28 protein-coding genes are annotated in these 26,044 nt (G+C 37.0%); 18 read left to right on the top strand and 10 right to left on the bottom strand.

Going from position 1 to position 26,044, the window contains the following annotated elements; all coding sequences use genetic code 11:
* Positions 1 to 129: 129 nt before the first annotated feature.
* The 5 genes from AAKU52_RS12885 to AAKU52_RS12905 form a co-directional block, all read right to left on the bottom strand.
* The gene (locus AAKU52_RS12885) at positions 130 to 669 is read right to left on the bottom strand and encodes a restriction endonuclease (protein ID WP_354334097.1); all 540 of its coding nucleotides are present in this window, start codon (positions 667 to 669) and stop codon (positions 130 to 132) included.
* Between the two features lie 47 nt (positions 670 to 716).
* The gene (locus tag AAKU52_RS12890) at positions 717 to 1,088 is read right to left on the bottom strand and encodes a single-stranded DNA-binding protein (RefSeq protein ID WP_354334099.1); all 372 of its coding nucleotides are present in this window, start codon (positions 1,086 to 1,088) and stop codon (positions 717 to 719) included.
* A 319-nt stretch (positions 1,089 to 1,407) separates the two neighbouring features.
* Positions 1,408 to 2,850 (bottom strand): toprim domain-containing protein, encoded by a 1,443-nt coding sequence (locus AAKU52_RS12895; protein WP_354334101.1) that lies wholly within the window; start codon positions 2,848 to 2,850, stop codon positions 1,408 to 1,410.
* Between the two features lie 28 nt (positions 2,851 to 2,878).
* Positions 2,879 to 3,499 carry a hypothetical protein gene (locus AAKU52_RS12900; protein WP_354334104.1) on the bottom strand — a complete coding sequence of 207 codons (621 nt, stop codon included), beginning with the start codon at positions 3,497 to 3,499 and terminating at the stop codon, positions 2,879 to 2,881.
* A 19-nt stretch (positions 3,500 to 3,518) separates the two neighbouring features.
* Positions 3,519 to 5,045, bottom strand: coding sequence for a DUF4099 domain-containing protein (locus AAKU52_RS12905; RefSeq protein ID WP_354334106.1), 1,527 nt, complete (start codon positions 5,043 to 5,045; stop codon positions 3,519 to 3,521).
* 117 nt (positions 5,046 to 5,162) lie between these two features.
* Here AAKU52_RS12905 and AAKU52_RS12910 point away from each other — a divergent pair, with 117 nt between their 5' ends.
* Entirely contained in the window at positions 5,163 to 5,909 is a 747-nt protein-coding gene (locus AAKU52_RS12910; RefSeq protein WP_354334108.1) for a M23 family metallopeptidase, read from the top strand.
* Here AAKU52_RS12910 and AAKU52_RS12915 read toward each other — a convergent pair.
* Genes AAKU52_RS12915 through AAKU52_RS12935 form a run of 5 tightly spaced genes read right to left on the bottom strand, consistent with a single transcriptional unit; the run spans position 5,906 to position 11,717 of the window.
* Positions 5,906 to 6,469 (bottom strand): hypothetical protein, encoded by a 564-nt coding sequence (locus tag AAKU52_RS12915; protein ID WP_354334111.1) that lies wholly within the window; start codon positions 6,467 to 6,469, stop codon positions 5,906 to 5,908. The two genes, AAKU52_RS12910 and AAKU52_RS12915, sit on opposite strands and share 4 nt — an antisense overlap.
* A gap of 37 nt (positions 6,470 to 6,506) precedes the next feature.
* Entirely contained in the window at positions 6,507 to 8,492 is a 1,986-nt protein-coding gene (gene mobC, locus AAKU52_RS12920) for a conjugal transfer protein MobC (protein WP_354334113.1), read from the bottom strand.
* Between the two features lie 11 nt (positions 8,493 to 8,503).
* Positions 8,504 to 8,962 (bottom strand): hypothetical protein, encoded by a 459-nt coding sequence (locus tag AAKU52_RS12925; RefSeq protein ID WP_354334116.1) that lies wholly within the window; start codon positions 8,960 to 8,962, stop codon positions 8,504 to 8,506.
* A gap of 5 nt (positions 8,963 to 8,967) precedes the next feature.
* Positions 8,968 to 11,289 (bottom strand): relaxase/mobilization nuclease domain-containing protein, encoded by a 2,322-nt coding sequence (locus AAKU52_RS12930; protein WP_354334119.1) that lies wholly within the window; start codon positions 11,287 to 11,289, stop codon positions 8,968 to 8,970.
* On the bottom strand, positions 11,274 to 11,717 hold the full coding sequence (locus tag AAKU52_RS12935) for a plasmid mobilization protein (protein ID WP_354334121.1): 444 nt from the start codon (positions 11,715 to 11,717) through the stop codon (positions 11,274 to 11,276). The genes AAKU52_RS12930 and AAKU52_RS12935 overlap by 16 nt, the downstream gene beginning before the upstream one ends.
* Positions 11,718 to 12,498: 781 nt before the next feature.
* Between AAKU52_RS12935 and AAKU52_RS12940 the strand changes: the two genes are divergently transcribed.
* The 17 genes from AAKU52_RS12940 (at position 12,499) to AAKU52_RS13020 (ending at position 25,987) form a co-directional block, all read left to right on the top strand.
* Complete coding sequence (locus AAKU52_RS12940) at positions 12,499 to 13,221, top strand: ParA family protein (protein ID WP_354334123.1); 723 nt, start codon at positions 12,499 to 12,501, stop codon at positions 13,219 to 13,221.
* A gap of 52 nt (positions 13,222 to 13,273) precedes the next feature.
* A complete protein-coding gene (locus tag AAKU52_RS12945; protein WP_354334125.1) occupies positions 13,274 to 13,990 on the top strand; it encodes a DUF3408 domain-containing protein in 717 nt (238 codons plus the stop codon).
* A gap of 85 nt (positions 13,991 to 14,075) precedes the next feature.
* Entirely contained in the window at positions 14,076 to 14,759 is a 684-nt protein-coding gene (locus AAKU52_RS12950; RefSeq protein ID WP_354334127.1) for a hypothetical protein, read from the top strand.
* Positions 14,760 to 14,792: 33 nt separating this feature from the next.
* Positions 14,793 to 15,155, top strand: a complete 363-nt coding sequence (locus AAKU52_RS12955) for a DUF4134 domain-containing protein (RefSeq protein WP_354334129.1) — start codon at positions 14,793 to 14,795, stop codon at positions 15,153 to 15,155.
* Positions 15,156 to 15,164: 9 nt separating this feature from the next.
* Complete coding sequence (locus tag AAKU52_RS12960) at positions 15,165 to 15,500, top strand: DUF4133 domain-containing protein (RefSeq protein WP_354334131.1); 336 nt, start codon at positions 15,165 to 15,167, stop codon at positions 15,498 to 15,500.
* Positions 15,493 to 18,018 (top strand): TraG family conjugative transposon ATPase, encoded by a 2,526-nt coding sequence (locus AAKU52_RS12965; protein WP_354334133.1) that lies wholly within the window; start codon positions 15,493 to 15,495, stop codon positions 18,016 to 18,018. The genes AAKU52_RS12960 and AAKU52_RS12965 overlap by 8 nt, the downstream gene beginning before the upstream one ends.
* Before the next feature lie 13 nt (positions 18,019 to 18,031).
* Positions 18,032 to 18,442 (top strand): hypothetical protein, encoded by a 411-nt coding sequence (locus AAKU52_RS12970; protein WP_354334135.1) that lies wholly within the window; start codon positions 18,032 to 18,034, stop codon positions 18,440 to 18,442.
* A gap of 2 nt (positions 18,443 to 18,444) precedes the next feature.
* Positions 18,445 to 19,134 carry a conjugal transfer protein TraI gene (locus AAKU52_RS12975; protein ID WP_354334136.1) on the top strand — a complete coding sequence of 230 codons (690 nt, stop codon included), beginning with the start codon at positions 18,445 to 18,447 and terminating at the stop codon, positions 19,132 to 19,134.
* A 6-nt stretch (positions 19,135 to 19,140) separates the two neighbouring features.
* A complete protein-coding gene (locus tag AAKU52_RS12980) occupies positions 19,141 to 19,776 on the top strand; it encodes a hypothetical protein (RefSeq protein WP_354334138.1) in 636 nt (211 codons plus the stop codon).
* A 10-nt stretch (positions 19,777 to 19,786) separates the two neighbouring features.
* Positions 19,787 to 20,428: a TerB family tellurite resistance protein gene (locus AAKU52_RS12985; protein WP_354334140.1), complete on the top strand. Its 642-nt coding sequence runs from the start codon at positions 19,787 to 19,789 to the stop codon at positions 20,426 to 20,428.
* A 12-nt stretch (positions 20,429 to 20,440) separates the two neighbouring features.
* Complete coding sequence (traJ, locus tag AAKU52_RS12990) at positions 20,441 to 21,688, top strand: conjugative transposon protein TraJ (protein ID WP_354334142.1); 1,248 nt, start codon at positions 20,441 to 20,443, stop codon at positions 21,686 to 21,688.
* Between the two features lie 17 nt (positions 21,689 to 21,705).
* Positions 21,706 to 22,323 (top strand): conjugative transposon protein TraK, encoded by a 618-nt coding sequence (traK, locus tag AAKU52_RS12995; protein WP_354334144.1) that lies wholly within the window; start codon positions 21,706 to 21,708, stop codon positions 22,321 to 22,323.
* Positions 22,324 to 22,326: 3 nt separating this feature from the next.
* Complete coding sequence (locus AAKU52_RS13000; RefSeq protein ID WP_354334146.1) at positions 22,327 to 22,824, top strand: hypothetical protein; 498 nt, start codon at positions 22,327 to 22,329, stop codon at positions 22,822 to 22,824.
* Between the two features lie 10 nt (positions 22,825 to 22,834).
* Positions 22,835 to 24,229 (top strand): conjugative transposon protein TraM, encoded by a 1,395-nt coding sequence (gene traM, locus AAKU52_RS13005; protein WP_354334149.1) that lies wholly within the window; start codon positions 22,835 to 22,837, stop codon positions 24,227 to 24,229.
* A gap of 18 nt (positions 24,230 to 24,247) precedes the next feature.
* Positions 24,248 to 25,165 (top strand): conjugative transposon protein TraN, encoded by a 918-nt coding sequence (traN, locus tag AAKU52_RS13010; protein WP_354334151.1) that lies wholly within the window; start codon positions 24,248 to 24,250, stop codon positions 25,163 to 25,165.
* Positions 25,166 to 25,169: 4 nt separating this feature from the next.
* Positions 25,170 to 25,751 carry a conjugal transfer protein TraO gene (locus tag AAKU52_RS13015; protein WP_354334154.1) on the top strand — a complete coding sequence of 194 codons (582 nt, stop codon included), beginning with the start codon at positions 25,170 to 25,172 and terminating at the stop codon, positions 25,749 to 25,751.
* A gap of 11 nt (positions 25,752 to 25,762) precedes the next feature.
* Positions 25,763 to 25,987, top strand: a complete 225-nt coding sequence (locus tag AAKU52_RS13020; protein WP_354334157.1) for a putative periplasmic lipoprotein — start codon at positions 25,763 to 25,765, stop codon at positions 25,985 to 25,987.
* The last annotated feature ends 57 nt before the right edge of the window (positions 25,988 to 26,044 follow it).

Consider the following 26,044-nt stretch of genomic DNA (forward strand, 5'->3'; position numbering starts at 1 on the left):
AGAAATACAGTGTTACATTGCAAGTTTATAAGAGCCTAGTTTTCAACAACTTTCAGATTTCATATTCCTTCCCAAAGTGTAAAAAAAAGAGCTTAGAATGACCGGTAGGCCGTAAGAAGAGGGTGCTGTTTAGGGTTTAACCTGTGTAGGCTGTAAGATTAAGTCAATCAGGCGTTGACCTGAAATAATATGCAGGGATGAGTTTTTGAAGTTGGCAAACTGTACCCCTGAGGTCTTGCCGGTATGGACGAAAAAACCGCCCTGGGCATTAGATTTTTCTATAAGATTTTTAAAATCATTTAAGTGCTTTGCGCTTACTGTGTTGCTATATCTTTTCATTTGCAATAGGTATTGCTTACCGTCTAAATAGCAATGGCCATCACAGCCACCGTCACCTGAATAGGAATCACTTCTGTTGATGGTGTAGCCTTTTTGTTCCAGGGCGGTTAAAACGAGTTCTTCAAAAGCGTAGGCATTAATTTTCCTTAGGTAGGTAATGATCTGTTGGGAACTATATTCACCGGTGAATGATTGTAACTTATTATATGCCCTTTCTGCTGATCTTATTTTATACAGGTGATTACGCTGCTTACTGGTGGTATGGAATACCAACTTTAGGATTAGTCCGAAGATCAGAAAGCCGATTGCAATCAAAAAATTTATGTTCATGGCAGATAGTAGTTTAAATAAAAAAGAGGCGTTTGCCTCTTTAAATATTATCCTTGGTTAAAGTCTGAAACCTCGGGCAGCTCTTCTGTTTCCTGCTGATCAGGGGTTGCCCTGTGATGGATTTTTATTGTATCTACACGTAAGGTTATAGCAGCTTTAACATCGCTTTTTGAATCAATGTAACCTCTTGCCCCTAATTTACCTGACACCTCCACTATGGAGCCTTTGGTAAGCTTTTCAGCGATCTGAGCATTTCGCCAGTAAGCGCATTCAAAATAAGTTGCTTCCTGTTTTAATTCTTCTGAGCCTTTTGGCTTGTAATAATCATTTACTACGACTGTAAAGTTTACTACTGTTTTCTCACCCTCTAGGTGTGCGACCTCGGCATTAGCCGTTAGTCTGCCTACGATTGTTTGCATAAAAATGGTTGATTAAGAAATTGAAAATTTGTTGATTTTTGGTAGGTAAACCGGGAGGTTAAAAAAATAGGGCGATACACCTGGTGTACCGCCCCGCTATGTTCACCCCTGCTGTTCAAAGGCAAAGCCAAATTCACAACGAATAAACCAAACGAATAGTTTACCATATTGAAAATTAAAGCGTTAGTAGCATGGAGGGGAATTTTTGAAAAAAATTTGTCCCTTAGGACGGAAGCGAAGCGCACCCCGGAAAGCGAAGCGGTGGTACGACCCTTAGGGTAACGCCCAAAACTAAAAAAAACATTTCCCCTATTTGCCATTACAATCTTGCTCCTTTATTTTTTACCTCATTTTTCACATGCTGAGGCTGATTATTTTCTATCTTTTCCTGGGACTTATTTTTCATCAAATCTTCGTTCCAGTCATTGCCCTTACCTTTTTCAAGGCTTACAATTTTTTCTAGGCCGGTAACTTCTAAAAATGACTTATTAAAATCGCTAATCGCATAATATGATCTCGGGATCTCAACTTTAAAAACTCCTTTTTCAAAATTAAAGCGGTACATACTTTTCTCTAAAATCTCTTTGGCCTGCTGATCATTCGCCTGGTTACTCTCGAGCTTATTAAGTTCCACCTGCACAGGCTTATTATAATCCATCAACTTTGCCATTAATTTATTAGCGAAATCAGTCATTTTCTCATTATTCTCAGTCGCATAAGACAACTTCACAAAATCCTTATCTCTCACGGCCTTAACCATCGGCACCCTATACGCTGCCATATCTGCTATAAATTTAAGATCGTACATCGCACCATCTTTATCTTTATCATGGCCTAACAAAATCTTAGTTTCAGTATGAATCTTAGTTTCCTTTAAAACTTTATTAATGGTCTGTACCTGCTCGGTCGTCAACTGGCCACCTGAGGAAAAATAGATCACATTTTCAGGCTTTTTTAACTGGTAATGAGAAAGGGCATCAAGGGCACTTTCAACTAAAACCACATTGTCAATTTTATTTGGGGGATTTGTAAACCACACCCCAACGTTTTTATTAGAATTGACACCGTGGCCTTTAAAATCAAAATTTCTTTCCTCCAGGCCGACAATGTTACCGGTTAAGCTTTCCTGATAAGGAAAGCCGGTATTAATAAAACTCGAATGGCCTTTAAATTCTCCATCACGGATGATGGGGTTTTGAATGTTATAAATTTTATCCTTAAATATTTCTGCTTTAAGGGTATCCTGATCAATTCCTCTATGGTTTAACCAGGCAGTATCGGTCAATTTATGTAAGCGGAAAAGCTCTTTATTAAATACGCCCTCGTCACTTGTTCCGGTTTTGAGAATATTACCGTCGGTGGATACCTTACGGTATTCATTACGGGTTTGTTCGGGAATATTCAGGTAATTGTAAAGCACAGCGTTGATGGCACCTAGTTCATTAGAATACTGATTTCTAACGCTTTTAAAGTCTGTATCAATCCGATTTTTAACAAAGGCAACTATGTCGCCCTCATCAGAGCTGATATCTACATTTTGGAATCGCATTCGCTGGTTGTCCTGGGGATGCTTGATATAAATCCTGTCACCGGCTTGATTTTCTAAGCAGGGAAAATTACCGCTTCGTTTAGATTTTGCCCATGCGGTTGTCATAGAGTAACCTATACTTTGGGCTAATTCAATGATTGAGATTTCTTCCCGGAAGTCGGAAAACTTCTTTGAGTTGGGGAACTTCTCTTGATCTGATCTATTATCTGGCATGGCGGTAATGTTAAAAAAAAACGGGTTATTAAATACTTACTTTTTTAGAGGTAGCTTCTTTTTTAATTCTTGGCTCTTGTTTGGCTTCCTCTTGTTTTGCTGCTTCCTGGGTATTGGCTTTCTCTACGGGTTGGGCAATTGATTTGGCATTAAGCACGATAATTTTCTTTTCTTCAGTTGGGTTCAGCATCAGGTATATTTCATCTTTTCCTTTGCCAATGGTTCCGATGTTAATCGGCTTTCCTGTACCTAACTCTTTACGCTGCTCAGGTGTCAAGGTAACCTCCTGTTTGTTGATCATCAATTTTTCAGGGATATTTACGCTTTTCTCCATGAATTTACCATTAAGGAACTTTACAGCATCCGGGGTAATTTCGATAAAGGTTTTGCCTAATTCCAAAGAGTGGCCTTTAACATCTTTGATTTGCAGTTTTGGCATTTCAGGATTATTTTTTAAATAATCTGCGGTTTTATCTGCAACCTGTAATTTTAGATAAGTGGCATTGACCAGTCTAACTTCAATGTTTTTCTTTTCAGGGTCGTAGCCCTCAATGGTTGCTCCGGTCAGTGCATTTTTTACGGCAGCAGACAAAGGATAGTTAAACTTTTTTTCGGTTACTTCTTGCGGTTTTACTTTTGGGGTTTCCATAGCTTACAATTTAGATTTGTTAAAGACCTAGTTTATTACCTTTTGGAGTTTGCTTTACTCTTGCGCCCTCGTTATTTTTTAGCACTTGTTCCTTGTCCTGGTTGTGTGCAATGGTTTGCGTCATTGATGGGGCAACCTCTTTCATTACATCTAATTTTCCTGAGGCAGCATTAACAATAAGGTGTCCGGTGTATGGCTGGCCTTTATTGTCTTGTAAGTTTGCAATCATTGCAGGTTTTCCCTCAGAAAGTATTTTTTGCTGATCTTTTGTTAGCAGGATTTCTGCTCCGTTGGCAAGTTTGATTTTAGAAGGGATTTTAATACTATCGGCCTCGCGGTGGCTCAACTGGTTAAGCTCCTTGTCAATCGATACAAAATGAGGTTTACCGTTTATGTCAACCAACTTGCCTAAATGGTTTTTGGTGATCAGGTTGGTTTTGTCCGCTACTGATAGTTGTTGACCTTGGTACAGATCGGGTATGTTTAGCTTTGATTCTTTGAAAAGCATGTGGTTGCTCGGTCCATTTGGACCATCTTTCAATTGAAGAGCAAAAGGGGTATTTTCTAAAAAATATTTATGTCCTGCTTTCAGCGATGCTGGGTCGATTAAATTTGTACGCTCTCCGTTGAGGTATTTTGTTAATTGACCTGTGATTTCCAGGCGTTCTTTAGTGACACCTATTTTTTCGAGCTGTTGCCAGTTCACGTCACTTTCTTTAAATTTTGTTTTCAATTGGTTTTCCATTTTAATATCCTCCTTATTTGATGCCTGGGCACCAACTTTATTTTCTTGATTGGTTTCCTGTGTGTTAAACATTCCTTTTGCCTTATCCAGCGATGCTTCGTAGCCATCTTTTGAGGTGACCATAATTAGGTCAACTTTCCCTCTTACCAGTTCGCTCAATTTATTGCCACTTGTATTTATCATATAGTCTGTGGCCTGTTTTGCGTTGGAGAAGTTTTCCATAAACGCCTCTAAAACGTCTTTATTAGTGAAGATGTTGGGAATGGCTCCCATTAAACTTACCTCTTGCTTGGTATCCTTTAAAGTCATTTTATTGCTGTCCTGTTCTTGGCTTACAACTTTAATATTGCCACTTTCATCTTTAGCAAATAGATAAGATGGGTCTAGTGTGAGTTTGGATAAATCGTTAGGGTCAATACTTGTTACGCCCTCAATTTCAGGTTTGCTTGTCATAATTTGTTCTATTGGATTAACAGTTTCATAAAAGGGATATTCATTATCGATATTTTCGCCAGTTGATGTTTTCAGGTTTTCCAACATTTGTTGACGTTCTATATATTCATCCTCGATGGCTCTTGTTAGTTCTTCATTAGATAAAAAACCGTCATTGGCCACGTAGCTATCCAGTTCATCACCTTGTGTGGGTAACACCGGCTCCCAAGCTTCGCCTTTTGATTTTTCAAAGCTTTGTTCTTCCTCAGATAATCCGGAAAAGGTCTGATCACCGTTTTGAGGTCTTGAATTTACGGCCTTGTCTAGGCGGTTTTTTTCAGTTTCTTGAATTTCCTTTTGTGTTGCCATAAATAGATTATTATTTATATTAGTTGGAAGTTAAGGACATTTGATTAAAGAAGCCAATATTTAAGCGGTTTATTTTAAAATTTTCGTAAATTCAACTTATTAAAACAGTTATTTAAAATGAAGCTACTAATTACATTAATAATTCTGATTGCTTTCAGCAGTTTTAGCTATGGGCAGGAAAAGGTAAAGATGAATATCGACCGTGCCGAAGTAGAAATGCAGTACATCAGGACTGCAAAGAATTATGATCAGTTACAAAGGTTGCTGAGTATCATGCCTTCTAATTCTCCGCATTGGAATTACATTCCTTCTATTTTCCCAATCAAGACTACAAGCGCACTGATCAGAAGAGGCTTTGGTTATTTGTACCATCCAATTGATCATGTTAAAAAATTCCATTATGCGATTGATATTCCCTGCGCCCTGGCTGAAAATGTTTATTCGACTGCCTCGGGCATAGTGAGTGTGGGTTTTGATCGTAATGGCTATGGCCATTATATTACCATTGATCATGCGAATGGATTTGAAACCCTTTACGGTCATTTATCGGCCATCGTTGTAAAGAAAGGTCAGTATGTTAAAAAAGGGCAAATCATTGGTTTGGCAGGAGCTACCGGAAAGGCTACCGGTGTTCATGTTCATTATGCGGTTCGTAAAGATAAAATAGCCATAAACCCCTACCCCTTTTGCTACGTCAGCAGCAAACAATACCTAAAGGAAAGGAAGATCGAATTAATGCAGAAAACATTAGTCGCAAAAAAAACCGACCCGGTAATTAAACCAGGTCAGTTGATTGATACCCTTGTTAAGAAAAAAAGAGATTCTGTTTCCCGTAATGGGTTTTTAGAACAATCTTTTTTTTAAGTTTCCTTATTATTATTTTTATTCAGGTCTATGCTTTCAACCGTTGTAACGGTTTGGATTGAAGCAATGTGTTTCTGAAAATCTAATATGTTTTTGTCTAGGACAAGTTCAATGTGATCTTTTGCCCTTAATAGGTTTCTAATCCCGTTTTCATATTTATCAATTACTGACTGTGCAAATAAAGTGTCATTAGCATTCAGGTTAAAATTTAACATCTGAGTTTCATCAGCATTCTCATTAAAAAGGAAATTTAAGTTCACACCATTTTCATGGTAGAACCTTAATAATTTCAAAATTTTGATTACAGAACCTTTGCCAGCTTCCAATTGAAACATGGTGTTTTGTGGATATTTATCGAATATTTTACTTCCTAGCTTTTGTTGCGATTCGTTACCAAAAAAATTCTTGCGCACTTTTCTTAATTGTGACCCAAAAATATATTGCAGCTCCCCATCCTTTTCTGTACTAATTTCCTCAGGCTGCTTTGTTTCATCGCTAATATTTGTTTCCAAATCTTCGTTCGATTCCTCGGCCGATTTTGGTTTTTTTGTCTTAGCCATATTCCAAAATTAACATTTTTATAACAGTTATGGTAATCTAAGCTTCTTTGATCAAAAGATGAGCAAACTCGGGGTTCGTGTTAATTATATCTAATCTTTCAATAACGATATTTTGAATATCTTTCTTAATTGATAAATAGATAGCTTGTACCTGTTCGGGCGTTATGGTTGAAATCTGCGGTATATCTACAAATTTGCTGTCTTGTTCCTTGATTCCGTCATGATCATTGATGATGGCAGAGTGAAAAGTCTTTAGCTTTATTTTCTCTTCGGGGTTGTCGGCAACGGTTCCCACAAACTCTCCTGAACTAAGGTTAGCGATGGTTGATGCCGGAATTGCGTAGTCTAATTGTGTAGAAGTGGATACTGATGTGTCATTACTATTCACACTTATTGATTTTCTATGTTGTAATATTTTGCCGAAACGTTCTGAAAGGTTTTTTGCTGTTTCACCGGTGGCCTGCCCTGCTATGACGTTTCCGACAATTGACATAATTACATCGGCCTGATCACGGCCATAATCTTTCTTAAGCTGGCTATTATCCTGAACTGCTAAAGTGGTGGAAACCTTGTTACTTCTGGCCGTTGCTATCAACCTGTCAATACCATTAAAAAATATTGTTGGAAATTCATCAAACAGCAAACTGCTTTTAAGTTTGTTTTTTTGGTTGACAATCTTAATTAACCTGGATACATAAAGGCTTAATACCGCACCGTAAACCTGAGTTTTTTGGGGGTTGTTTCCCATGCACACAATCTTTGGTTCTTTCGGGTCATTGATGTCTAATGTGAAATCATTCCCTGATAAAACATAATATAATTGAGGTGAGGATAACCTGGCTAAACCAATTTTTGCACTTGCGATCTGTCCCTCGAGCTGTTCTGCTGCTCCGTTTAAATAAGCCGATAAGAAAGGATTAATATATACTTCAATTTCAGGTTCTGTTCCCAGGATTGGAAACAACTTTTTGTATTCCACTTGCATCAGCTCAATAACGTGTGGAAGGGTACAATATACACCTCCCTTGTATCTTCTAAGGAACCAAATTATGGCCGTTACAAAGTTGATCGGAGATTCTACAAAGAAGTCCCCTTGCTTCTTAATCCATTCCCTGTTTAATCCTAGCATAATGGTTTGTGCTGATTCCGAAGCATCGGTAATATCAGTCATACTTTCAGGATTCAAAGGGTTGCACCGGTGCGTCCGGGTTAGATCATCGAAATTGATAATGTAGAATTTAGGTTTAACCGGATAAGCTCCGATATTTGCATTTAAAAAATTGTAGGCTAAACGGGAAAGATCATCAAACTTAAAATCATATATGAACATGGAAAAACCTTTTTTCATGTGCTGTTCAATAATATGCCTGATGGCAAAATAGGATTTACCGGCACCAGGACTACCGATTACTAAAATACCACGAAACGGGTTTATAATATTTATCCATGCGCTGCGCATTTTACCTTTAAGATTGTAACGGGTTGGCAGATTTACAGAAAATTCATTTTCAAGCAGTCTTTCTTCCTGGGGAAAAGTTTCATTGTCTGTATTAAATACATCGTTACTCAGGGCATTTATAAGTAATTTACTTAAAATGTTCCCTCCTGTTAAGATGAGCATCCAACCTATTGAAGTTACCGCAACATAAGCTATGGCAAGTACTTTTTGATTCATACCCAAATGAAGCATGTAAACTGAGCCAAAGAAAAGCACTAGGCCAAAGGTGATGTAAAGCACAATTGTTTGTACTTGATATTTTTCGTCTTTTTTACCCTTTGCCCCTAACAAGGAAACAACTAATAATCCAAAAGTAATTAACTTGGAATACCAAATGGATGTAAAGATTCCGGTATTTCCTACTTTCAGCATAACCTTATCTACTGCTGAATGTGTCCAGCCTAATTCTGCAAGTGGTTCATGCAGATAGAAGTAAAAATGTATAATAAGTACTATAATACTTCCGTATCGGGTAAAGTCAATAATTTTTCTTAATGCCTGTTCGTTCTCTCCGGTGTTTGCCATAGCTTGGTTTTTTAAGTATTGTCTTGGTCTTTGTTGTGGATTCCTCTTAGTTCTGTTACCCTGCTTATTATTTTTTTCATGTCAGGTTTTGGCCTTGCTATCTGATCTTGGTTCTCGCCATTTTCCAAAGACTGAGTATCTTCCGGTGTTTCAAGATCGGAGCGATTAATCTGTACTGCAGCTTTATCATTTCCTTTTTCATCTTCCTCAAGCAGCGTGTCTAAGGAGATACTGGCAGGGAGATTACTTGTACTAAGTTCTTCCGGTATACTGGTTAGTTCATAATAGAAATAATCATAAAAAAGATCCTGAATATCTTTTAGCTCTTTTTTTGCAGAAAGGAGCTTCTCAATTCGCTCAGAGGTTGTATCAGAGCCGACCTCTTTTAATATATTTATTCGGTTCTCCATCAGGTGTTTTCTTTGAGAAAGTTCATCCTGGAATTGCATTAACCTTTCTTGAATATTCATAATAATTAGATTGATTTTCCTTTAGTAGGATTTTGTTTTTTAATTGATTTCAATAGTTTGTTTGCCTCTATATCAATGTAGTTTTTAATATTTTGATGGTTTATATTAGTATTTTGAGTTAATGATTTGCTTGGATAATTGACCAGAACATTATAAATAATTTGCGTAACTAATTTATCAAATTTATTCTTCAATGCAAATTCAGGGTCTTCTTTGTCTTTTACCACAAACATTTTGTCTGCCACACCTTTTAACATTTGGTGCAAATCGGGATTTTTAGCCTTGATATTGTTCAGTACGTTTTTCACGCCATCGAATTTCTCTTGATCTTGATACTGTTTGACTTTTACAATGAGGTCGTAACGTGAAGAAACGCTGGTTCCGTTCTGAAAGTAAACCAAATCGTTTAATTTCTTTTCTATCTCGCTGTTGTATCCTCCCTTTTTAAGCACTTCGCTTAGTTGATCAGGTACTTTAATGTAGTTTTCATTTGAAGTCCTGTAATAGCCTACAAATAGCTTTCCTGCTGAATTTCTCTTTACCAGTAAACCCCTGCTCGTTAATTCCTCCAACAAAGTACCGGCATTTTGGTGATCTATCTTAGGCAGCACTTCATGTAAATAGTTCCTTGTTAAAGATTGCTGAATGTGCGCCATCGCAGATTCGTTGGTAAAAGTGTTTATTCTCGGAAAACTTACTTTATATGCAGTAGCATATTTATAATCATCAGGTATGATGTTACCCTTGCCAAGGTCGGTAAATATTTTTTTCTCGGTTATGGTAAAAGGTATCCTGTCCTGCGGTGTTGGTGTATATTGGAGTTTTTCAGAGGTTTTGAATAGTTCTTTGATGTTCATTCCCGGTATGTTGACCTGAACCCCTTTACCCCTATCGTCATTTAATACAATATCGTTTCCTACTTGCTTGATCTCAATATTATTTGAATACAGGAAGATAAGCTTTGACTTTAGATCAAGGCCAGGCTTCATGTTGATGAACCTGAGCAATGCAGTTGCCCTGTCTTTAAAGGTTAATTGTTCCTGGTGAACGATTTGTGGCAAGTGTTCTGTTTTTTTCTTAATGAAATCTGCTACCATAATATTTATAGCATCAATTGGCAGCGATGGTACAAGCCGGGAAATTTCAGCTTCAATTTTCAGATCAGGCAAAGCCCTGATCAAAGTACTCTCAAAGAAAAATTCGGGACCCGAACGTTTTACAAGACGGTAAAAAGCCTCGAGTGCTTTTGACATCTGTTTTTCCTGTTTATTGGTAACTGTGAAATTGCTCAGTTTGGTGAGCAATTGAGCCGGTGAATATTCTTTGCCAATTTCAGAACTCTTATAAATGACTTTATTGCTTAGATCAATAAATTGCATTCCGTATAACAATCCATCTTTATTTTTCCGATATACAGCTTCAATATTTTTAGAGGCTAATTCCTTTGTAAAACCATCCTGATCAATATGCTTATGTGATTTGAGTATATTATCAATGGTCGTTTTAATAGTTGTTTTGCCCTGGGCTTTACGAACCTTGTTCTTTTCAAATTTGGCCTCAATGTTTTTTATAGTAGGTGAGCCATAAATTGCACTTGCTTTGATGGAATGGCCGTACATATCGCCATGATCATCAAGTAAACGATAAACCAAACCTTTGTTTTCACGCATTTTAGAGCCATCAGTACCCTGATCGGCCATTACCCCATACTTTTTAAGCACGGTGTTATATTCTGCAAGAGAAGCGTAGGCAAAGGTTTTAGAAATTGTACTTACAATTTCAGATATTTTAGCTTTTGTTCCTGCCTTTGAATAATCCCCTACCGGGATTCTCTCTCCGACTTTTTTAACAGCCGTTCTTCCCTCGGCCACTACCAGGTTAAATTCTTTTTCTAAACTTTTTCTGATTGGTTCTGATTTCACACGGCCTATATCGTGCAGATCAATTCGTTTCCTTTCATCAGTTAAGTTAGTGGTAACAATATGAATATGGGGATGATCAGCATCATAATGCTGATATATCAAATAGGGTTGATTTGCAAAACCAATACCCTCTAAGTATTTTTCGCTAATCTCCCGAAGTGTAGACTGATCTATATGTTCTGATTTATCAAACGCAAGGGCGATATGAACAGCATTCGTTTTAACATTCGGTTGTTCTGAAATCAACATTTCAAATACTCCCACCTTATCCATATAAGATAAATTATCTGTGTCTTTTGGCATATTTCCACTATGAAAGAAATCTGCCTTTTCTTGCTTCACTTTCTTTTCATTGTAATTTATTACACCTGAAATGCTTTTACCAAATGTTATTTTTGCAACCATTTGTCTGCGAGTAAATCAAAGTATGAAACTAATTTAATTTGCAATTCTTTGAATTTATCAAAGTGTTTTTCAATTTCTGTAAATTCCTTTTTATATAAGAACTGTTCGTTATATGTATTGATACGTTTTGCAATTTGATTGAAGTTTTTACCAATTGCATTCATTTCATTTCTTAATTTTACTATCTCTCTGATAGTTATATCAAGGTCTTTATCACGGGTATAAACAACTATCTTTCTTTCAAAAATTATATTTTTTGCAAGATCAGTGAGCGTCTTTAGATTAGCTGTAGTTTGCAACCTCTTTTTTAAAATGGCCATTTCATTTTTTGTTAGCCTGAGATTTAGTCTTTCCGTTGCTTTATCAATTTCAGCCATTGGCTGCCTACCTCTTGTTTTAATTTCTTTTCTATCTTTTTCTTTTTCCATAGGTACAGTCCTTTTTTTCCTTTAATGGTATCGAGTTTCGAGATACCATACAAATAGCAGGCAATCCGAGTTCCGAGGATTAGAGGCTATTTGAACCCCCTTTTGTTGCATGGCAACAATTGGGCAAGGATTTTTTGTCATACAAAAATACATCTTGCTTTTTGCTTATGCAAAACTATTTGCAATCGCCTCTTTCTAGCGCCAACGGTAGTGCGCACAATTTCACTTGGAGAACAAAACCGGTTGAAAACCGGGAATTGTTAGACTTGGGAAAGAATAGCAGATTGCGCAGCTAGTCTGATGTTTATTAAGTCTGATGTTTATCAGACGAACGAGCATTTCTGTAGAAAGGATTTTTTATTAATAGCAGATATAGTCTGATAAATATTAAGTCTGATACCTATCAGACGAAATATTGTTTTAGCAGGTTTTTTGATTATCATTCTTTGCCATAGAATTTGTGTTATAATGTTATTATCTCTGATAAATATTAACTCTGATAGTCTTATACTTATCAGGTCTGATACTCTAATATATATTAACTCTGATAGTCTAACAAATAATACCTCTGATAGATTGATGTATGTTAACTCTGATACTCTGATATATATTAACTTTGATACTCTGATAAATAATAGGTCTAATAAATATTAATATTAATATGTATTAAGATTAATAAACATTATCTTTGATAAATATCAGGTCTAATAAATATTAAGTCTGATACATATTAGGTCTGATAAACATCAGACTGTAATGGTTAAACTTTAAATAAATTGATATGGCAACAAAAACAAGAGCGGTAGCATTCGCTGGTCAAAAAGGTGGAACGGGTAAGACTACCGTTGCAACGGCCACGGCAAGCTATATTCATTACACGCTTGGCAAAAGGGTGTTATTGATGGATTCCGATTCACCTCAATATTCATTATGGACATTTCGTAATCAGGAATTAGAGCGCCTTGCCAATGACCCGGAGAACGCTCAGCGATTTGAAAAACAAGGGGTTGCTCCTTATGATATTATTCAAACCACCTTACTTGATGTTCCTAAACAGTTAGAAGCACTCCGAGCCTCAGGTGAGTATGATGTAATTATCATTGATACTCCCGGTTCAGTAAACGTTACTGGTTATAAAGAATGCCTTATGTCTGTGGATTGTGTCTTTACACCTCTTGAAGCAGAAGAATTTTCCCTAACCTCTAATTTGGAATTTATTAGTTATTTAATAAATGATATTTTAGAAGCTAAGGGCAGTAAGTTAGAGGAATACTATGTTTTTTGGAATAAGATTCGGAAAACAACAAATAAGGATTTCTTTATAGAAGTACACTCAAACCTTATTGAGGAAGGTATAAAAGTTCTTGATGCTTTAGTAGACGATAGAGTAGACTATCAACGCAGCATCTGCCGTAGTACGTTGTTCCCGTTAGCAACAAAGTACCAAACGTCCGGTTTAGGCACTTTAATTAACGTGGTAAGTCAAAAGATATTAAAAAATTGAAATATTTAATTTTTTTGTATTTAGTTTCAAATAAAAAACGATTATATTTGTTATGAGCATCAATAAGAAAAATAAAAGCAATAGTTCTTTGACTTCGGCCAGCTCTATTTTAAGTAACGCTTTAAAACTGCGTAAAGACAAATTACCTATTCAAACGATTATGGAGGGGCAAAACGCTACACCTATCGATGATAAGGCAGAAGAGCCTGTAAATGTAGTTCCATCACCTTTAGAACTTGATCAAAAAAGTGATACCGGTTCGGTGGAAGTTAACAACCCACAGGAATTAAAAACAGTAGGGGAGGGGGAACCTTTCGACAATGTTAAGGCGGTTTCTCCTGGGGAAGAAAAAGAGAATGAAAAAAACGCCCCTGAACCCGAGGAAATAACGACTACTCCTAAAATTGAGGAAATTGTTAAAAAAGAGGAACAACAACCTATAGAGGCCGTTTCTCCACCAAATGAAAAAAATGAGGAAGTTGCTACTGATAAGCAATCTGTCGGTACAACTAAGAAAGAAAAACAGAAAGCCGGTTATCAACGTTTCTTAATAGCTAATAGGAGCGTACAAAAAGGTAAGGCAATATATATAAGGACTGCCTATCATGAGAAGATCGAAAATATCATCTCTACAATGGGTAGTAAAGGATTATCCTTAACTGCATATATCGACAATGTTCTTACTGCTCATTTTGAACAACATGAGGACGTAATAAGAGAATTGCAGCAAGAGAAATTAAAAGAGTATTTGAAACAATTAGAACGTTAATACAGATAGGTGGCCGAGGGAAGTTTTATTGTTGTCAATTAAGTTGATTAATGAATAAATATTATAACCTTAAAATCATCCACCTATGTTCAGTTCTATCAGTTGGTCACAGTATTTTGTCGCTGTTTGTATCATTACCGTTGTTTATTACCTATATATTGGGTTTAAATATTATGGTGATGAGCTTAATGCAATTTTAAGGGGTAAATCAAAAGTCCCCGTAGTAAACCGTACTTCTACATCTGACAATGTTGCAATCCCGCAACCCATTGTCCAGGACAATTCCCTGTTAGGAGTAACCAATCCTAACAGGGCTATCAATCCCGAAACTTCTTTTAATAAACCTATTGAACCAAAACTTCCAACTGCTCCGGCTGCTCCTTATGTTGTTCCCACTTCCCCTGATCAAGGGGCTGAGATAGAAACTGAGTTTGAAGAAACTGAAACACATTTTGAGACCCTTGAAGAAATTGATTTAGATATAGAAGATAGTGAGCCGGTATTGGATAGTAGCATTGCTGTATCTGATCTTACTGATCTCGTAGACAATTTAGACAATACCATTAATGAGGCAAGCGATGAGGAATTAGGTAAGGTTAGTATGACCGAAAGTCTAAAACTCCTTTTAGAACCACACCAATCTTTAAGTCCAGGGCTTAAAGATAAATTATCAGAACATATATCATCTACCACTGAACAAACCGGTGCGCCTGTTGTGACCAAAAAAGAGGTAGCTGATCTATGGAATAACACCAGCTTTTTTCAATAATCAAACTTTATAAATCACCCAAATTTTTTCAAAATGAAAACAACTAAAAAACTTAGAAACAGAAAAATCAGTTTTTCCCCGAAGCAAGAACAAATTGCCAAAGCTGCTTTTACTATCGCCCTAGTTTGCGCGACTACAGTACTTATGGCACAAACTGGTGCCGGTAATGGTAATGGCGGTATCAATGCTGCTGAATCACAAGTTAGAGGCTATTTTGATGATGGAACTAAATTAGTGACCACCGTGGGAGCTGTTGCCGGATTAGTGGGTGCGGTAAAGGTTTATAACAAATGGAATCAAGGTGACCCGGATACTGCAAAAGTTGCTGCATCATGGTTTGGTTCATGTATTTTCCTTGTTGTCGTTGCCCAAATTTTAAGAGGTTTCTTTTTATAAAAATCAATCATGTCTGAAACAAGTGTATATCCTATAAACAAAGGCGTTAATGAATCCATTGAATTTTTGGGTTTAAGGGCGCAATATATTTGGTACATGGGTGGAACTATACTTGGTCTTTTGTTCCTATTTGGAATCATCTATGGCATCGGGTTGCCAACTTTTATTTGCATCATCATTGTTTTTGGATTAGGTGCGTTTGCTTTTTTCTTCATTTATAAGCTTAATGACAAGTACGGTGAGCATGGATTAATGAAAAAAGCTGCCCAAAGAAGAATGCCCGATGCCGTTAATTGCTCGTCAAGAAGCCTTTTTATTAACTTAAACAACACCGATAATGAGTAATGTAGTTGATATTGAAAGTGTGTTCCCTATTATGGGAGTTCAGGATAATGCCATCATTTCTAAGATGGGTGATTATACCATTGGTTTTAAGGTGACATTACCTGAAATATTTACCCTTGATAATAGCGAGTACGAAGCTTTTCATCAGGCTTGGATTAAAGCAATGAAAAATTTGCCAAAACACACTGTATTTCATAAACAAGATTGGTTCGTTAAGGAGACATATAAGGCGAAATTTGATAAAGATCACTCTAATGAGCATACTGGTTTTGATGCACCACAAAATCAAAAATTAGGTCAAGACTTTCTTAGCAGATCAAGTGAGCGTTTCTTTAATGAGCGCCCATATTTATACCATACCTGTTATATTTATATCACCAAAAAACCTGCTTACCGCAAAATATCAAGCTCTGTTTTTTCAACCCTGACACGTAAAAACATAGTTCCTCAGGACGTTTTAGACAAAGGTGTGCAATCTGAGTTCTTTGATAGTATCGGTCAATTTAAAAGAATATTAGAGGATACTGGTTTCATTAAAATGGAACAACTTACTACTGATGAAATTCTTTCTAAGAATGAAAAGGCAGGAACGTTAGAAAGGTATTTATACCTGATGCGTGAAAATGAAGTTCCAACGATAAAGCAAGTTCAGGTTAAACCTGATCTTAGAATTGGTGATGACTATTGTACAATTTATACCCTGGGGGATGCTAACAATTTGCCTCCTGCTTGTGGAAGTAGGTTAACCTATGATAAACTTTCTACTGACCGTACCCGGTTTTCCATTGGTTTTGCATCTGCCATAGGCTTACTGCTTCCCTGTAATCACATTTATAATCAATTTATATTCATTGATGATGCTGAGGTTACTTTAAGAAACATGGAGCGCAAGCAACTTAGGTTAAATTCTCTTTCGGGAAAATCTAGGCAAAACGGTATTGCTCGGGATGCTGTAAACAGTTTTCTCAACGAAGCCAGGTCAACGCAGCGTTTACCGGTTAAAGCTCATTTTAACCTGATGGTTTGGACTAATAATGTTGAGGAACAAAAGGATTTAAATAATATGGTGTCCTCTGCTATTGCAAGTATGGATGCTACGCCAAAACGTGAAACTTGGTGTCCTGGTGCTATCTATTGGGGTGGTTTACCCGGAAATGAGGGTGATTTTCCTGCAAATGATACTTTTGATATCTTTTTAGATCAGTCAACAACCTTTTTAAATCTTGAAACCAATTACCAAACTTCTATTCCTGGGGTTGGCATACGCATGGTAGATCGCATATCGGGTATGCCTGTTGATGTGGATATATCCGATGAACCAATGATTAAAGGAATTGTTACCAACCGTAACAAATTCATTGTTGGTCCTTCGGGTTCGGGTAAATCCTTTTTTACCAATCACATGATGCGAAGCTATTATGAGCAGGGTGCCCATTGTGTTTTGGTTGACGTTGGTCACTCCTATAAAGGTTTATGCGATTTGGTAGGTGGTTATTATTTTACCTATACAGAGGAAAACCCTATCAAGTTTAACCCTTTTTACATTGGGGAGGGGGATAGTCTCGATACAGAAAAATTGGAGACCATTAAAACCTTGCTCTTTGTTCTTTGGAAAAAAGACGATGAAAAAAGCTCCAGGTCAGAATATGTGGCCTTGTCTAACGCCTTACAAATCTACTTTGAAAAAATAGACAATGACAAAAGCATCTTCCCTTGTTTTGATACTTTTTATGAGTTTCTAAAGAATGAATATAAACCATACCTATTAAAGGAAAATGTAAAGGAAAGTAATTTTGATATTGATACTTTTCTGTATGTACTGCAACCTTACTATAAAGGTGGGGAATTTGATTACCTGCTAAATGCAAAAGAGGACTTGAATTTATTGGCTCAACCCTTTATAGTTTTTGAGTTAGATAATATTAAAGATCACGCCATACTTTTCCCTGTAGTAACCATGATCATTATGGAGGTCTTTATTTCCAAAATGAGAAAGTTAAAAGGTATTCGCAAGATCATTCTGATTGAAGAGGCTTGGAAAGCCATTGCAAAAGCCGGTTTTGCTGAGTACATCAAATACCTGTTTAAAACCGTCCGTAAGTTCTTCGGTGAGGCTATCGTAGTAACTCAGGAGGTAGAGGATATTATTTCATCTGAGATCGTTAAAGAGGCTATTATCAATAACTCTGATTGTAAAATACTATTAGATCAGGCGAAGTACAAAAATAAGTTCGGTGATATTCAAAGGCTATTAGGATTAAATGATAAACATGCCTCAATTGTGCTTTCCCTTAATAAAAATAACGACCCAAAAAGGAAGTATAAAGAAGTCGCAATTATCCTAGGCGATTATGCTAAAGCCTATGGTACAGAAGTAAGCCTGGAAGAGTATTTAACATATACGACTGAGCAGACTGAAAAGGTAAAATTATGGCAATATCAAAAAAGATGGGGCGGTGACTTGAAAAAAGCCATTTCAGAAATGGCTTCGGATATGAGAAACGGCACCTTAAAATAAGGAGGAATAAACTATGAAAAACGTACTTAAATTATCTGCTTTATTTATGGCCGTTCTCGGGCTTTCAGCCTGTGGCTCGGGCGGTGATCAGGTAACCGGCTCTTCATCCATTACTGAACAAGTAGCCGGGATATATAGCCGTGAAGAGAAAGCGCCAACGGAAGATTGGATTTATCGTGATACCATTTTGGTTATTAGGAAAGATAAAAATTTTGAGGTTGGAAATCATAAATGGTTTTTCAGCAAGCGAGAACAAGAAAGGGGTTTTTACAAGGTTAGTGGTTTTCAGTCTTTTCAAGGGGTATATAATGAAATAGATACTACTATTTCTCATCCTCAACGAGGTTCCTTAAAAATTGATATTAATAAAGGATTGCTCTACATAGTAGATAAGCCTGAAAAAGTATACACCAAAATCAAATAGCTATGAAAAGGTCGTTTCTAATTTCGATTCTCTTTGCCAGTATGCTGCTAGTCACAGTACCGGCAAATAACGTACATGCACAAGATCCTTTCGGTCTTGCTCAGATTATAAAGGCAGGGGTTAAAAAGGTGATTAAAGCGATGGATTTGAGGCTTCAAAGGCTTCAAAACAGGCTGATGGTTTTGCAGAATGCACAAAAAGCATTAGAAAACTCTATGGCCAAATTAAAGCTTACTGAAATTAGTGAGTGGGGTCAGAAGCAAAAAGACCTATATGGTAAATACTATGATGAGCTTAAAACTGTAAGAAATTCAATTGCGCTGTATAAAAGGGTAAAAGATGTTGCTACCTATCAGGTAAATATTTTAGCAGAATACAAAAGAGCCTGGTCACTGATCAGCCGGGATAAACATTTTAATGCAAATGAGTTGACCTATATGCAAAGCGTATATACCGGTATCATTGATGAAAGTGTTAAAAATCTTGAACAGTTAAGAGTTGTATCAAGCAGCTTTCAAACGCAAATGTCAGATGGAAAAAGGCTCGAACTTATTGATGCTGCAGCCGATAAAATGGAGGTCAACTTTTCTGATCTCAGGGAATTTACAGACCGCAATATGGTATTGAGTATTCAAAGGTCACGGACGGTAGATGAAACTGAAACAATGAAAGCTTACTACGGCATTAAATAATTGGTTATGAAAAATTTAAGCATCGCTGTCATTCTTGTTTTTGCTTTTTGCTCTGTAAATGGGCAAACCTATGATGAGATTATGAGGCAGAAAAAGACCTATCGTAAATATAATCTGCAAAACATTGCTAATAATCAAATCTACTTGCAGGTTTTAAAACAAGGGTACGGAATTTATAAGGATGGCACCAATACATGGAATAACCTCAGAAAAGGGGAGTTCGGATTTCACACAACCTATTTTAATTCTTTAAAGGCGGTAAGTCCTGGTGTTGCTAAATACCCAAAGATCAAGGGTTGTGGGGATTTACAATCGGCCATAATGAAAGAATACACCAGGGGAAAGAAAGATTTTAGTACAAACAAAAATTTAGATACTAAGGAAAAAAAATATGTGGAGGGTGTATATACTAACCTGATGGAAGAGTGTTCCAAAGCAATTGATGAGTTAGAAATGGTTGTCACCTCCAATAAAATTGAAATGACTGATGATCAGCGTATAAAGGTTATAGATAAGGTTTATGAGGGCTATCAGGATAAGTACTCATTTATTGTCAGCTTCAACAATTCTACACGAATGCTGTGTTTGTCACGAGCAAGGGATAAGGGCGATACTGGTACTTTAAAAGGTTTATACAATTAAAACAGTCAATATGAAGAGGTCATTTAAATATTTAGGATTAGTGGTTTTGCTTTTAACTGTTTTTTCTTTTAACAGTAAAGCGCAGTTAGGCGAGGCAGAACAACTATTAGCGACAATGGAGAAGTACAACCAATCCAAAAAAATGCTTAACCAGGTTACACAAGGTTATCAGGTTGTAAAAAACGGATATGATAAAATTAAAGACGTTGCCTCGGGCAATTTCAATTTGCATAATACATTCATCAACGGACTTATGGCGGTTAGTCCGGCTGTAAGAAAATATCGCAGGATACCTGATATTATCAATTATCAGGTTATGATACTCTCGGAGTACAAATCCTCTTTTCTACAATTCAAAAAAGCTGGTCGTTTTAATGAAAAAGAACTGAGTTATATGGGTCGGGTTTATTCCAATCTACTTGAAAAAAGTTCTGAAAATATTGAGGAACTAACAATGGTCATTACGGCAAACAAAACACAAATGACCGATGATGAGCGTATCCAGGCCATTGATCGGATTTATGCAGATATACAAGATAAATTTCTTTTTCTAAAAAAATTCAATGGTTCCACTAAGGTGCTTGCACTCCAAAGGGGGCAGGAAAAGGGAGATATAGAGGTTAGAAAAGGTCTAAATGGTACAGAACGATAAACAAAAAAACTCATGAAAAAAATACTCCCTCTTATTGCTTTTTTTACACTTGTGGCCGTATTCCCTTGTCATGCTCAGGGCATGGCAAATAGCTTGCAAGGCATGAATAAAGTATTAGATAATGTTTATGCTGAAATGCTTCCCCTATGCAGTAGCTTAATTGGCGTTGCTCGTGGTATAGCCGGATTTGCAGCACTATTTTATATTAGTGTCCGAGTGTGGAAACATATTGCAAACGCTGAACCAATTGATTTTTTCCCTTTATTCAGACCGTTTGTGATCGCTTTTTTAATTCTCATCTTCCCTCAGGTCGTAGGACTGATCAATGGTATTTTAACGCCTATATCTGTTGGTACGAATAATATGGTTGCAGATTCAAACAAGGCCATCGAAAAGCTATTACTGGAAAAAGAAAAGGCAATGATGAAAACTGACGATTATCAAATGTATGTGGGCGATAAGGGTGAGGGTAATGTCGGTAAATGGGAACAATATATGAAAGCTGCCGGTCAAGACCCTGATGTTGCAATGGGTATGGGTAGTGACATAAAATTTGCGATGGCCAAAATGCAGTATAACATGAAAAATTCCATTAAACAATGGATTCATGAGGTTTTAAATGTGCTTTATGCTGCTGCCTCCTTAATTATAAACACAGTCCGAACTTTCTTTTTGATAGTCATGGTTATTATCGGACCACTAGCCTTTGGTTTCTCCGTCTTTGACGGTTTTCAGTCCACATTAACCGGGTGGATTTCTAGGTACGTGAATTACTTTTTGTGGTTACCGGTTGCAAATATCTTTGGTGCCATCTTAGGTAAGATTCAGGAAAACATGTTGAAGCTTGATCTTTCGCAAGTTAATAATGCCGGTAAAACATTCTTCTCTGAAACTGATCTTGCCTACCTGGTTTTTATGTGTATTGGGATAGCCGGTTACTTATCAGTTCCCTCAGTATCTAATTTTATTATGACTGCTGGCGGTGGACAAGGTGACGGTTTTGTTGGTGTTGCAAATAGAATGGGTGGAGCTGCCGTTGGTGGTGCTGCTGCTGCCGGTGGTGCTGCGATGGGTGCCGGTGCTGCAATGGGCAGTGCTGCGATGGGCAGAGGCGCTCAGGCACTTTCAAATATTGGAAGTGCAGCATCAAATATAGGTAGTGGATATAGTGAGGGTGGCGCTGCAAGTGGGGGCTATGAGTCTGCCGGTGCAAGAATGGGGCATGCAGGTGCTAGTTTGGTTAATAAGTTAAGAAGTTAAATTTTAAAAAAAACGCTATGTTCAAAAAACTCGAAAATATTGAAACCTCATTCCAAAAGATGCGATTGTTCTTCATAATTGCAATTTGTGCCGTCTTTGGACTGGCCGGATGGGTTAGTTATTTAGCTTATGATTATACGAATATCAGTCAAAACCGTATATACATTTTAGCCAATGGTAAAGCTCTAGAAGCTGTTGCAGGAGATCGTAAAGATAATGTACCTGTAGAGGCCAGAGATCACATTAAAACTTTTCATCAGTACTTCTTTACCCTTGACCCGGATGAAAGTCAGCAAAAAGCGTCGGTATTGAAAGCTTTATACTTAGCTGATGAAACCGCAAAAAGGGAATTTGACAACCTTACTGAAAAAGGATATTATACTAATATAATTTCCAGTAACATTTCTCAGACACTTGTCACAGATAGTATATCTGTAGATATGGCCAACTATCCATATAAATTCAAATTCTATGGCAAACAGATTTTACTACGTTCCACTTCGGTAACGACCCGTAGTCTGATCACAGAGGGCTATTTAAGGAACGTTAACCGGTCAGACAATAATTCACATGGTTTTCTAATTGAACGCTGGTCAACCATTGAAAATAACGATATAAATACTGCTGTACGATAAGTCATGAGCAAAGATAAAAATCGTCAAGAAGGTAAAGTTGTAAAGCTCGTTGATCGAGCAAAAATCAATTTTGCTCAAAAGCTTGGCAGAAGTTGGAATTATGCAAAATATCATTTTGCTACCACTTTAGGCCGTAAAGAAAGTCAACTGACTATGCAGCGTAAAAAAATATACTTCTTTATTTTCTTCGGTAGTTTAACTCTTTTGTGCCTCTATTTTATGGTCGATGGAATTAACGGATTCTATAATGTGGTTAACGATAAAAAGCAAGCAACATCATTAAACCTATCATTTGGTAATATTGGTAGTGTTGCCCTGCCCGATAACAATGTAATTGATTCCAGGGAAAGAAGAGTATTGAGGTTTATCAACTATTTAGATAGTTTAAAAAATTCTCCGGCTGGTAAGGCCAAATATGATAGTATCTCCAAATCAAGGCCAGGGTTAATTGATTCCCTGGAAGCTCTAAGACCTAATTTATCTATTCAATCAAAATTTTAAATATACTACTATGGCTACATCAACCCCTAAAACAACGCAATTCCTACGGAAACGAAAAATGTTGACCCTTATGCCTTTTATCGTCTTTCCATTTATCACTTTAATTTTTTGGTCAATGGATGGGGGAACGGCAACTGCACAAGACGAAGTTGTGCGGAATAAAGGTATTAATACCGATCTGCCGAGTGCTAATTTGAAAACTAACGTACCAACGGATAAAATGTCTATTTACGCTCAATCCAATGCACAGCGTAGAGGGGATGACCCTATTACAACTCCAAGGGATTCTAGTATAGAGCAAATTGGGTTAGCTGCCGGAGCTGAATATGGTCAGACAGCCGTGGTAAGCCCTGGCTTAAATTCATCACCTACTTATGAAAAAGGGTATAAAGACCCTAATGAGGCAAAGGTTAATGCGCAACTTAATCAACTTTATCAAACCTTGGAGCAGAATGATCAGGCTGCTCCTTATGCGTCCAGTAACCCTTATGCCGGTGCAGAAACAAATCAAGCTGCTGCCGAAGCAAATAGAAATGTAGATCAACTGTCAAACATGATTGCTCAAATGCAATCAGAAACGGGAGAACCTGACCCTGAAATGCGTCAAATGGATGGCATGTTAGAGAAGATTTTGGATATACAAAATCCCGGTCGTGTTAGAGAAAGGTTACGTGAAAAATCAATTCAAAACAGGGGTGCTGTTTACGCTGTAAATACTCCTAAAAATGATGGTAAGGTTTCCATCATTAGACAAAATAAGCGGTATACTGATGATGAGAATGATCAACAGGATACAATAAAAAAACCTTCCTATAAAAATATGCAGGCTCCTGAAAGCATGACTAAAGGTCGTAAGACTTTTGCTGTTACTGCTCCTGCAAATACCAAAAGAAATGGTTTCTATGGTTTAGCAAATCGGAATGAAACTAGCGCAGAGCCTAACGCTGTTCAAGCTGTTATCCATCAAAATCAAACATTGGTAGTAGGTTCAACAGTAAAGATGCGACTGATCACAGATATTTATCTAAACGGCCAACGTATACCTAAAGACAATTTCGTCTATGGTGTGGCCACCATTCAGGGTGAAAGGTTGAATATCGCTGTTAACTCTGTTCGTTATGGCAACTCGCTTTATCCGGTTTCACTAATGGTGTATGATATGGATGGCCTGAACGGAATTTATATACCTGGTGCCATTGAAAGGGATGCATCAAAAGATGCGCTTTCCTCTGGTATAAACGGTGTAGAATATATGTCCATTGACCCCTCAATAACTACCCAAATGGCCACTACTGCCGTTTCAGGCGCAAAAGGCTTATTAACCAAAAAAGTAAAATTAATTAAAGTTAATGTAAAGGCTAACTACAAAGTTCTTTTACAGGATTCTCAACAACAAAATTTGTAAATCTCCAATCCTCATATTATGAAAAGCTATGTTCACCTTATTGTCTTATTCGTTCTACTTGGCACAAGTAAAGTGTTTTCACAAACCACACGGATTCCTGACCAAACAATACCGATTAACCCGGTTACTGTTCTTAAACCTTATTATCTGCAAATAGCCTATAATAAAACCACTAATATAATTTTCCCAACTCCCGTAAAAACAGTTGACCGGGGCAGCGCTGACGTATTGGCTCAACGTGCCGATGGTGTAGAGAATGTTTTAAGAGTTAAAGCAGATCGTGAAGATTTCGAGCAAACGAATTTATCGGTGATCACCGGTGATGGTAAAATTTATACATTCCTCTTAGAATACAATAAAAATCCAACAAACCTGACCATTAATCTAAACCTGGAGGGATTAAACCACGCTGGCGGTTCGGTTAATTTTAACGGAACAAACGGACAAGTTGGTCAAAATTCTTATGTTGTTTTTGAAGATGTAAAAGTCTCTGATTCGCAGCTTAATAATATTACTGGCGCTATCGCTAAAAAACCTCGCTTCATTAAAAAAGTAGGGGAAGAACAAAACGGTATTTTATTTGCTTTGCGTGGAATTTACATTAAGGATAATGTTATCTATTATCAATTGTACGTTAAAAACAGAACCAATATCAACTATGATATTGATTTTATAAAGTTCTATATCAGGGATAAAAAGCTTGTTAAACGGACTGCAACACAAGATATAGAGGTTCCTGCCATTTTTGAATCTAACCCAACTCAAACCATTACTGGTAAAACAGAGCTCACTAAGGTATTTGCTATGCAAAAATTCACTATACCTGATGATAAAGATTTAGTAGTTGAGCTTTATGAGAAAAACGGAGGTCGTCATTCAAAACTGATTATTCCAAATGATGTAATTGTCCAGGCTCGTGAACAAAAATCTTTATAAGCACATGAAAAAGCTATTATTAGTAGCACTTATATGTGCTTCCTTATCGACTTTTGCCCAAAGGCATATTCCTGGGACTTCGGGATTAGAAATTAGCGCAGGTTTTTTAGATCGTTTTAAGTTTGAAAAAACAGATAAAGCAGGTTATTTTGGCTCTATTGCCTTGTCAAAATTTAATCAAAAAGGTAATTACTGGAAGTATGGGTATACCCAAACCTTGCGTTACTACCGTCCAGACCCTGACCTGAAACTTGTTAACGTTCAACAATACGTTGGTGATCTCTCTTATTTCGGTGAAATTTTTAGCAATAAGGGTTCTGATGTATATTTCAATCTTGGTGGTGGTGCTTCTGTAGGTTATGAGCAGATAAACAACGGTGTTCGCACCGTTGCCCCTGGCATTTCCCTCACTCAGGATAATAAGTTTCTTTATGGGGCTTTAATTGGCCTTGATACTGAATTTTATCTTACTGATCGTTTTGTACTACTGGCAAAAGCAACACAGCGTTGGTATCCATCAAGCGATGTATCTAAGTTTAATTTCAATGCAGGCATAGGGGTTAAATTTATTCTTATAACTCGTTAATCTGTCCATTTATGAAAAATTTACTCATATTATTAATTGCAGCCATGACCTTGTTGGGTTGTAAAAAAAACGATTTTCTTAGTGTCGATGATTCGGTTAACCAGTCAGAAAAGACACCGGTTTATACATTCGATGTGCAGGACCAGGCCGGCAAAGATAGTGTTGCTTTAAATCAACCGGTGACCTATCAGGTGTATGCGCCCCACAAAGTCCATATTTTTTTAAAGGCAACTTGACTCTACATTTGCTTTTTAAAAAACAATCAATATGACCAAAGCAGAAAAAATGTTCAA

Origin of the sequence: Pedobacter sp. CG_S7 (assembly GCF_040544395.1) — a bacterium.
GTDB lineage: Bacteria > Bacteroidota > Bacteroidia > Sphingobacteriales > Sphingobacteriaceae > Pedobacter.

Excerpts from the sequence above, each read along its gene's own strand:
- AAKU52_RS12885 (WP_354334097.1), bottom strand. The coding sequence starts at position 669 with ATGAACATAAATTTTTTGATTGCAATCGGCTTTCTGATCTTCGGACTA.
- AAKU52_RS12890 (WP_354334099.1), bottom strand. The coding sequence starts at position 1,088 with ATGCAAACAATCGTAGGCAGACTAACGGCTAATGCCGAGGTCGCACAC.
- AAKU52_RS12895 (WP_354334101.1), bottom strand. The coding sequence starts at position 2,850 with ATGCCAGATAATAGATCAGATCAAGAGAAGTTCCCCAACTCAAAGAAG.
- AAKU52_RS12900 (WP_354334104.1), bottom strand. The coding sequence starts at position 3,499 with ATGGAAACCCCAAAAGTAAAACCGCAAGAAGTAACCGAAAAAAAGTTT.
- AAKU52_RS12905 (WP_354334106.1), bottom strand. The coding sequence starts at position 5,045 with ATGGCAACACAAAAGGAAATTCAAGAAACTGAAAAAAACCGCCTAGAC.
- AAKU52_RS12910 (WP_354334108.1), top strand. The coding sequence starts at position 5,163 with ATGAAGCTACTAATTACATTAATAATTCTGATTGCTTTCAGCAGTTTT.
- AAKU52_RS12915 (WP_354334111.1), bottom strand. The coding sequence starts at position 6,469 with ATGGCTAAGACAAAAAAACCAAAATCGGCCGAGGAATCGAACGAAGAT.
- mobC (WP_354334113.1), bottom strand. The coding sequence starts at position 8,492 with ATGGCAAACACCGGAGAGAACGAACAGGCATTAAGAAAAATTATTGAC.
- AAKU52_RS12925 (WP_354334116.1), bottom strand. The coding sequence starts at position 8,962 with ATGAATATTCAAGAAAGGTTAATGCAATTCCAGGATGAACTTTCTCAA.
- AAKU52_RS12930 (WP_354334119.1), bottom strand. The coding sequence starts at position 11,289 with ATGGTTGCAAAAATAACATTTGGTAAAAGCATTTCAGGTGTAATAAAT.
- AAKU52_RS12935 (WP_354334121.1), bottom strand. The coding sequence starts at position 11,717 with ATGGAAAAAGAAAAAGATAGAAAAGAAATTAAAACAAGAGGTAGGCAG.
- AAKU52_RS12940 (WP_354334123.1), top strand. The coding sequence starts at position 12,499 with ATGGCAACAAAAACAAGAGCGGTAGCATTCGCTGGTCAAAAAGGTGGA.
- AAKU52_RS12945 (WP_354334125.1), top strand. The coding sequence starts at position 13,274 with ATGAGCATCAATAAGAAAAATAAAAGCAATAGTTCTTTGACTTCGGCC.
- AAKU52_RS12950 (WP_354334127.1), top strand. The coding sequence starts at position 14,076 with ATGTTCAGTTCTATCAGTTGGTCACAGTATTTTGTCGCTGTTTGTATC.
- AAKU52_RS12955 (WP_354334129.1), top strand. The coding sequence starts at position 14,793 with ATGAAAACAACTAAAAAACTTAGAAACAGAAAAATCAGTTTTTCCCCG.
- AAKU52_RS12960 (WP_354334131.1), top strand. The coding sequence starts at position 15,165 with ATGTCTGAAACAAGTGTATATCCTATAAACAAAGGCGTTAATGAATCC.
- AAKU52_RS12965 (WP_354334133.1), top strand. The coding sequence starts at position 15,493 with ATGAGTAATGTAGTTGATATTGAAAGTGTGTTCCCTATTATGGGAGTT.
- AAKU52_RS12970 (WP_354334135.1), top strand. The coding sequence starts at position 18,032 with ATGAAAAACGTACTTAAATTATCTGCTTTATTTATGGCCGTTCTCGGG.
- AAKU52_RS12975 (WP_354334136.1), top strand. The coding sequence starts at position 18,445 with ATGAAAAGGTCGTTTCTAATTTCGATTCTCTTTGCCAGTATGCTGCTA.
- AAKU52_RS12980 (WP_354334138.1), top strand. The coding sequence starts at position 19,141 with ATGAAAAATTTAAGCATCGCTGTCATTCTTGTTTTTGCTTTTTGCTCT.
- AAKU52_RS12985 (WP_354334140.1), top strand. The coding sequence starts at position 19,787 with ATGAAGAGGTCATTTAAATATTTAGGATTAGTGGTTTTGCTTTTAACT.
- traJ (WP_354334142.1), top strand. The coding sequence starts at position 20,441 with ATGAAAAAAATACTCCCTCTTATTGCTTTTTTTACACTTGTGGCCGTA.
- traK (WP_354334144.1), top strand. The coding sequence starts at position 21,706 with ATGTTCAAAAAACTCGAAAATATTGAAACCTCATTCCAAAAGATGCGA.
- AAKU52_RS13000 (WP_354334146.1), top strand. The coding sequence starts at position 22,327 with ATGAGCAAAGATAAAAATCGTCAAGAAGGTAAAGTTGTAAAGCTCGTT.
- traM (WP_354334149.1), top strand. The coding sequence starts at position 22,835 with ATGGCTACATCAACCCCTAAAACAACGCAATTCCTACGGAAACGAAAA.
- traN (WP_354334151.1), top strand. The coding sequence starts at position 24,248 with ATGAAAAGCTATGTTCACCTTATTGTCTTATTCGTTCTACTTGGCACA.
- AAKU52_RS13015 (WP_354334154.1), top strand. The coding sequence starts at position 25,170 with ATGAAAAAGCTATTATTAGTAGCACTTATATGTGCTTCCTTATCGACT.
- AAKU52_RS13020 (WP_354334157.1), top strand. The coding sequence starts at position 25,763 with ATGAAAAATTTACTCATATTATTAATTGCAGCCATGACCTTGTTGGGT.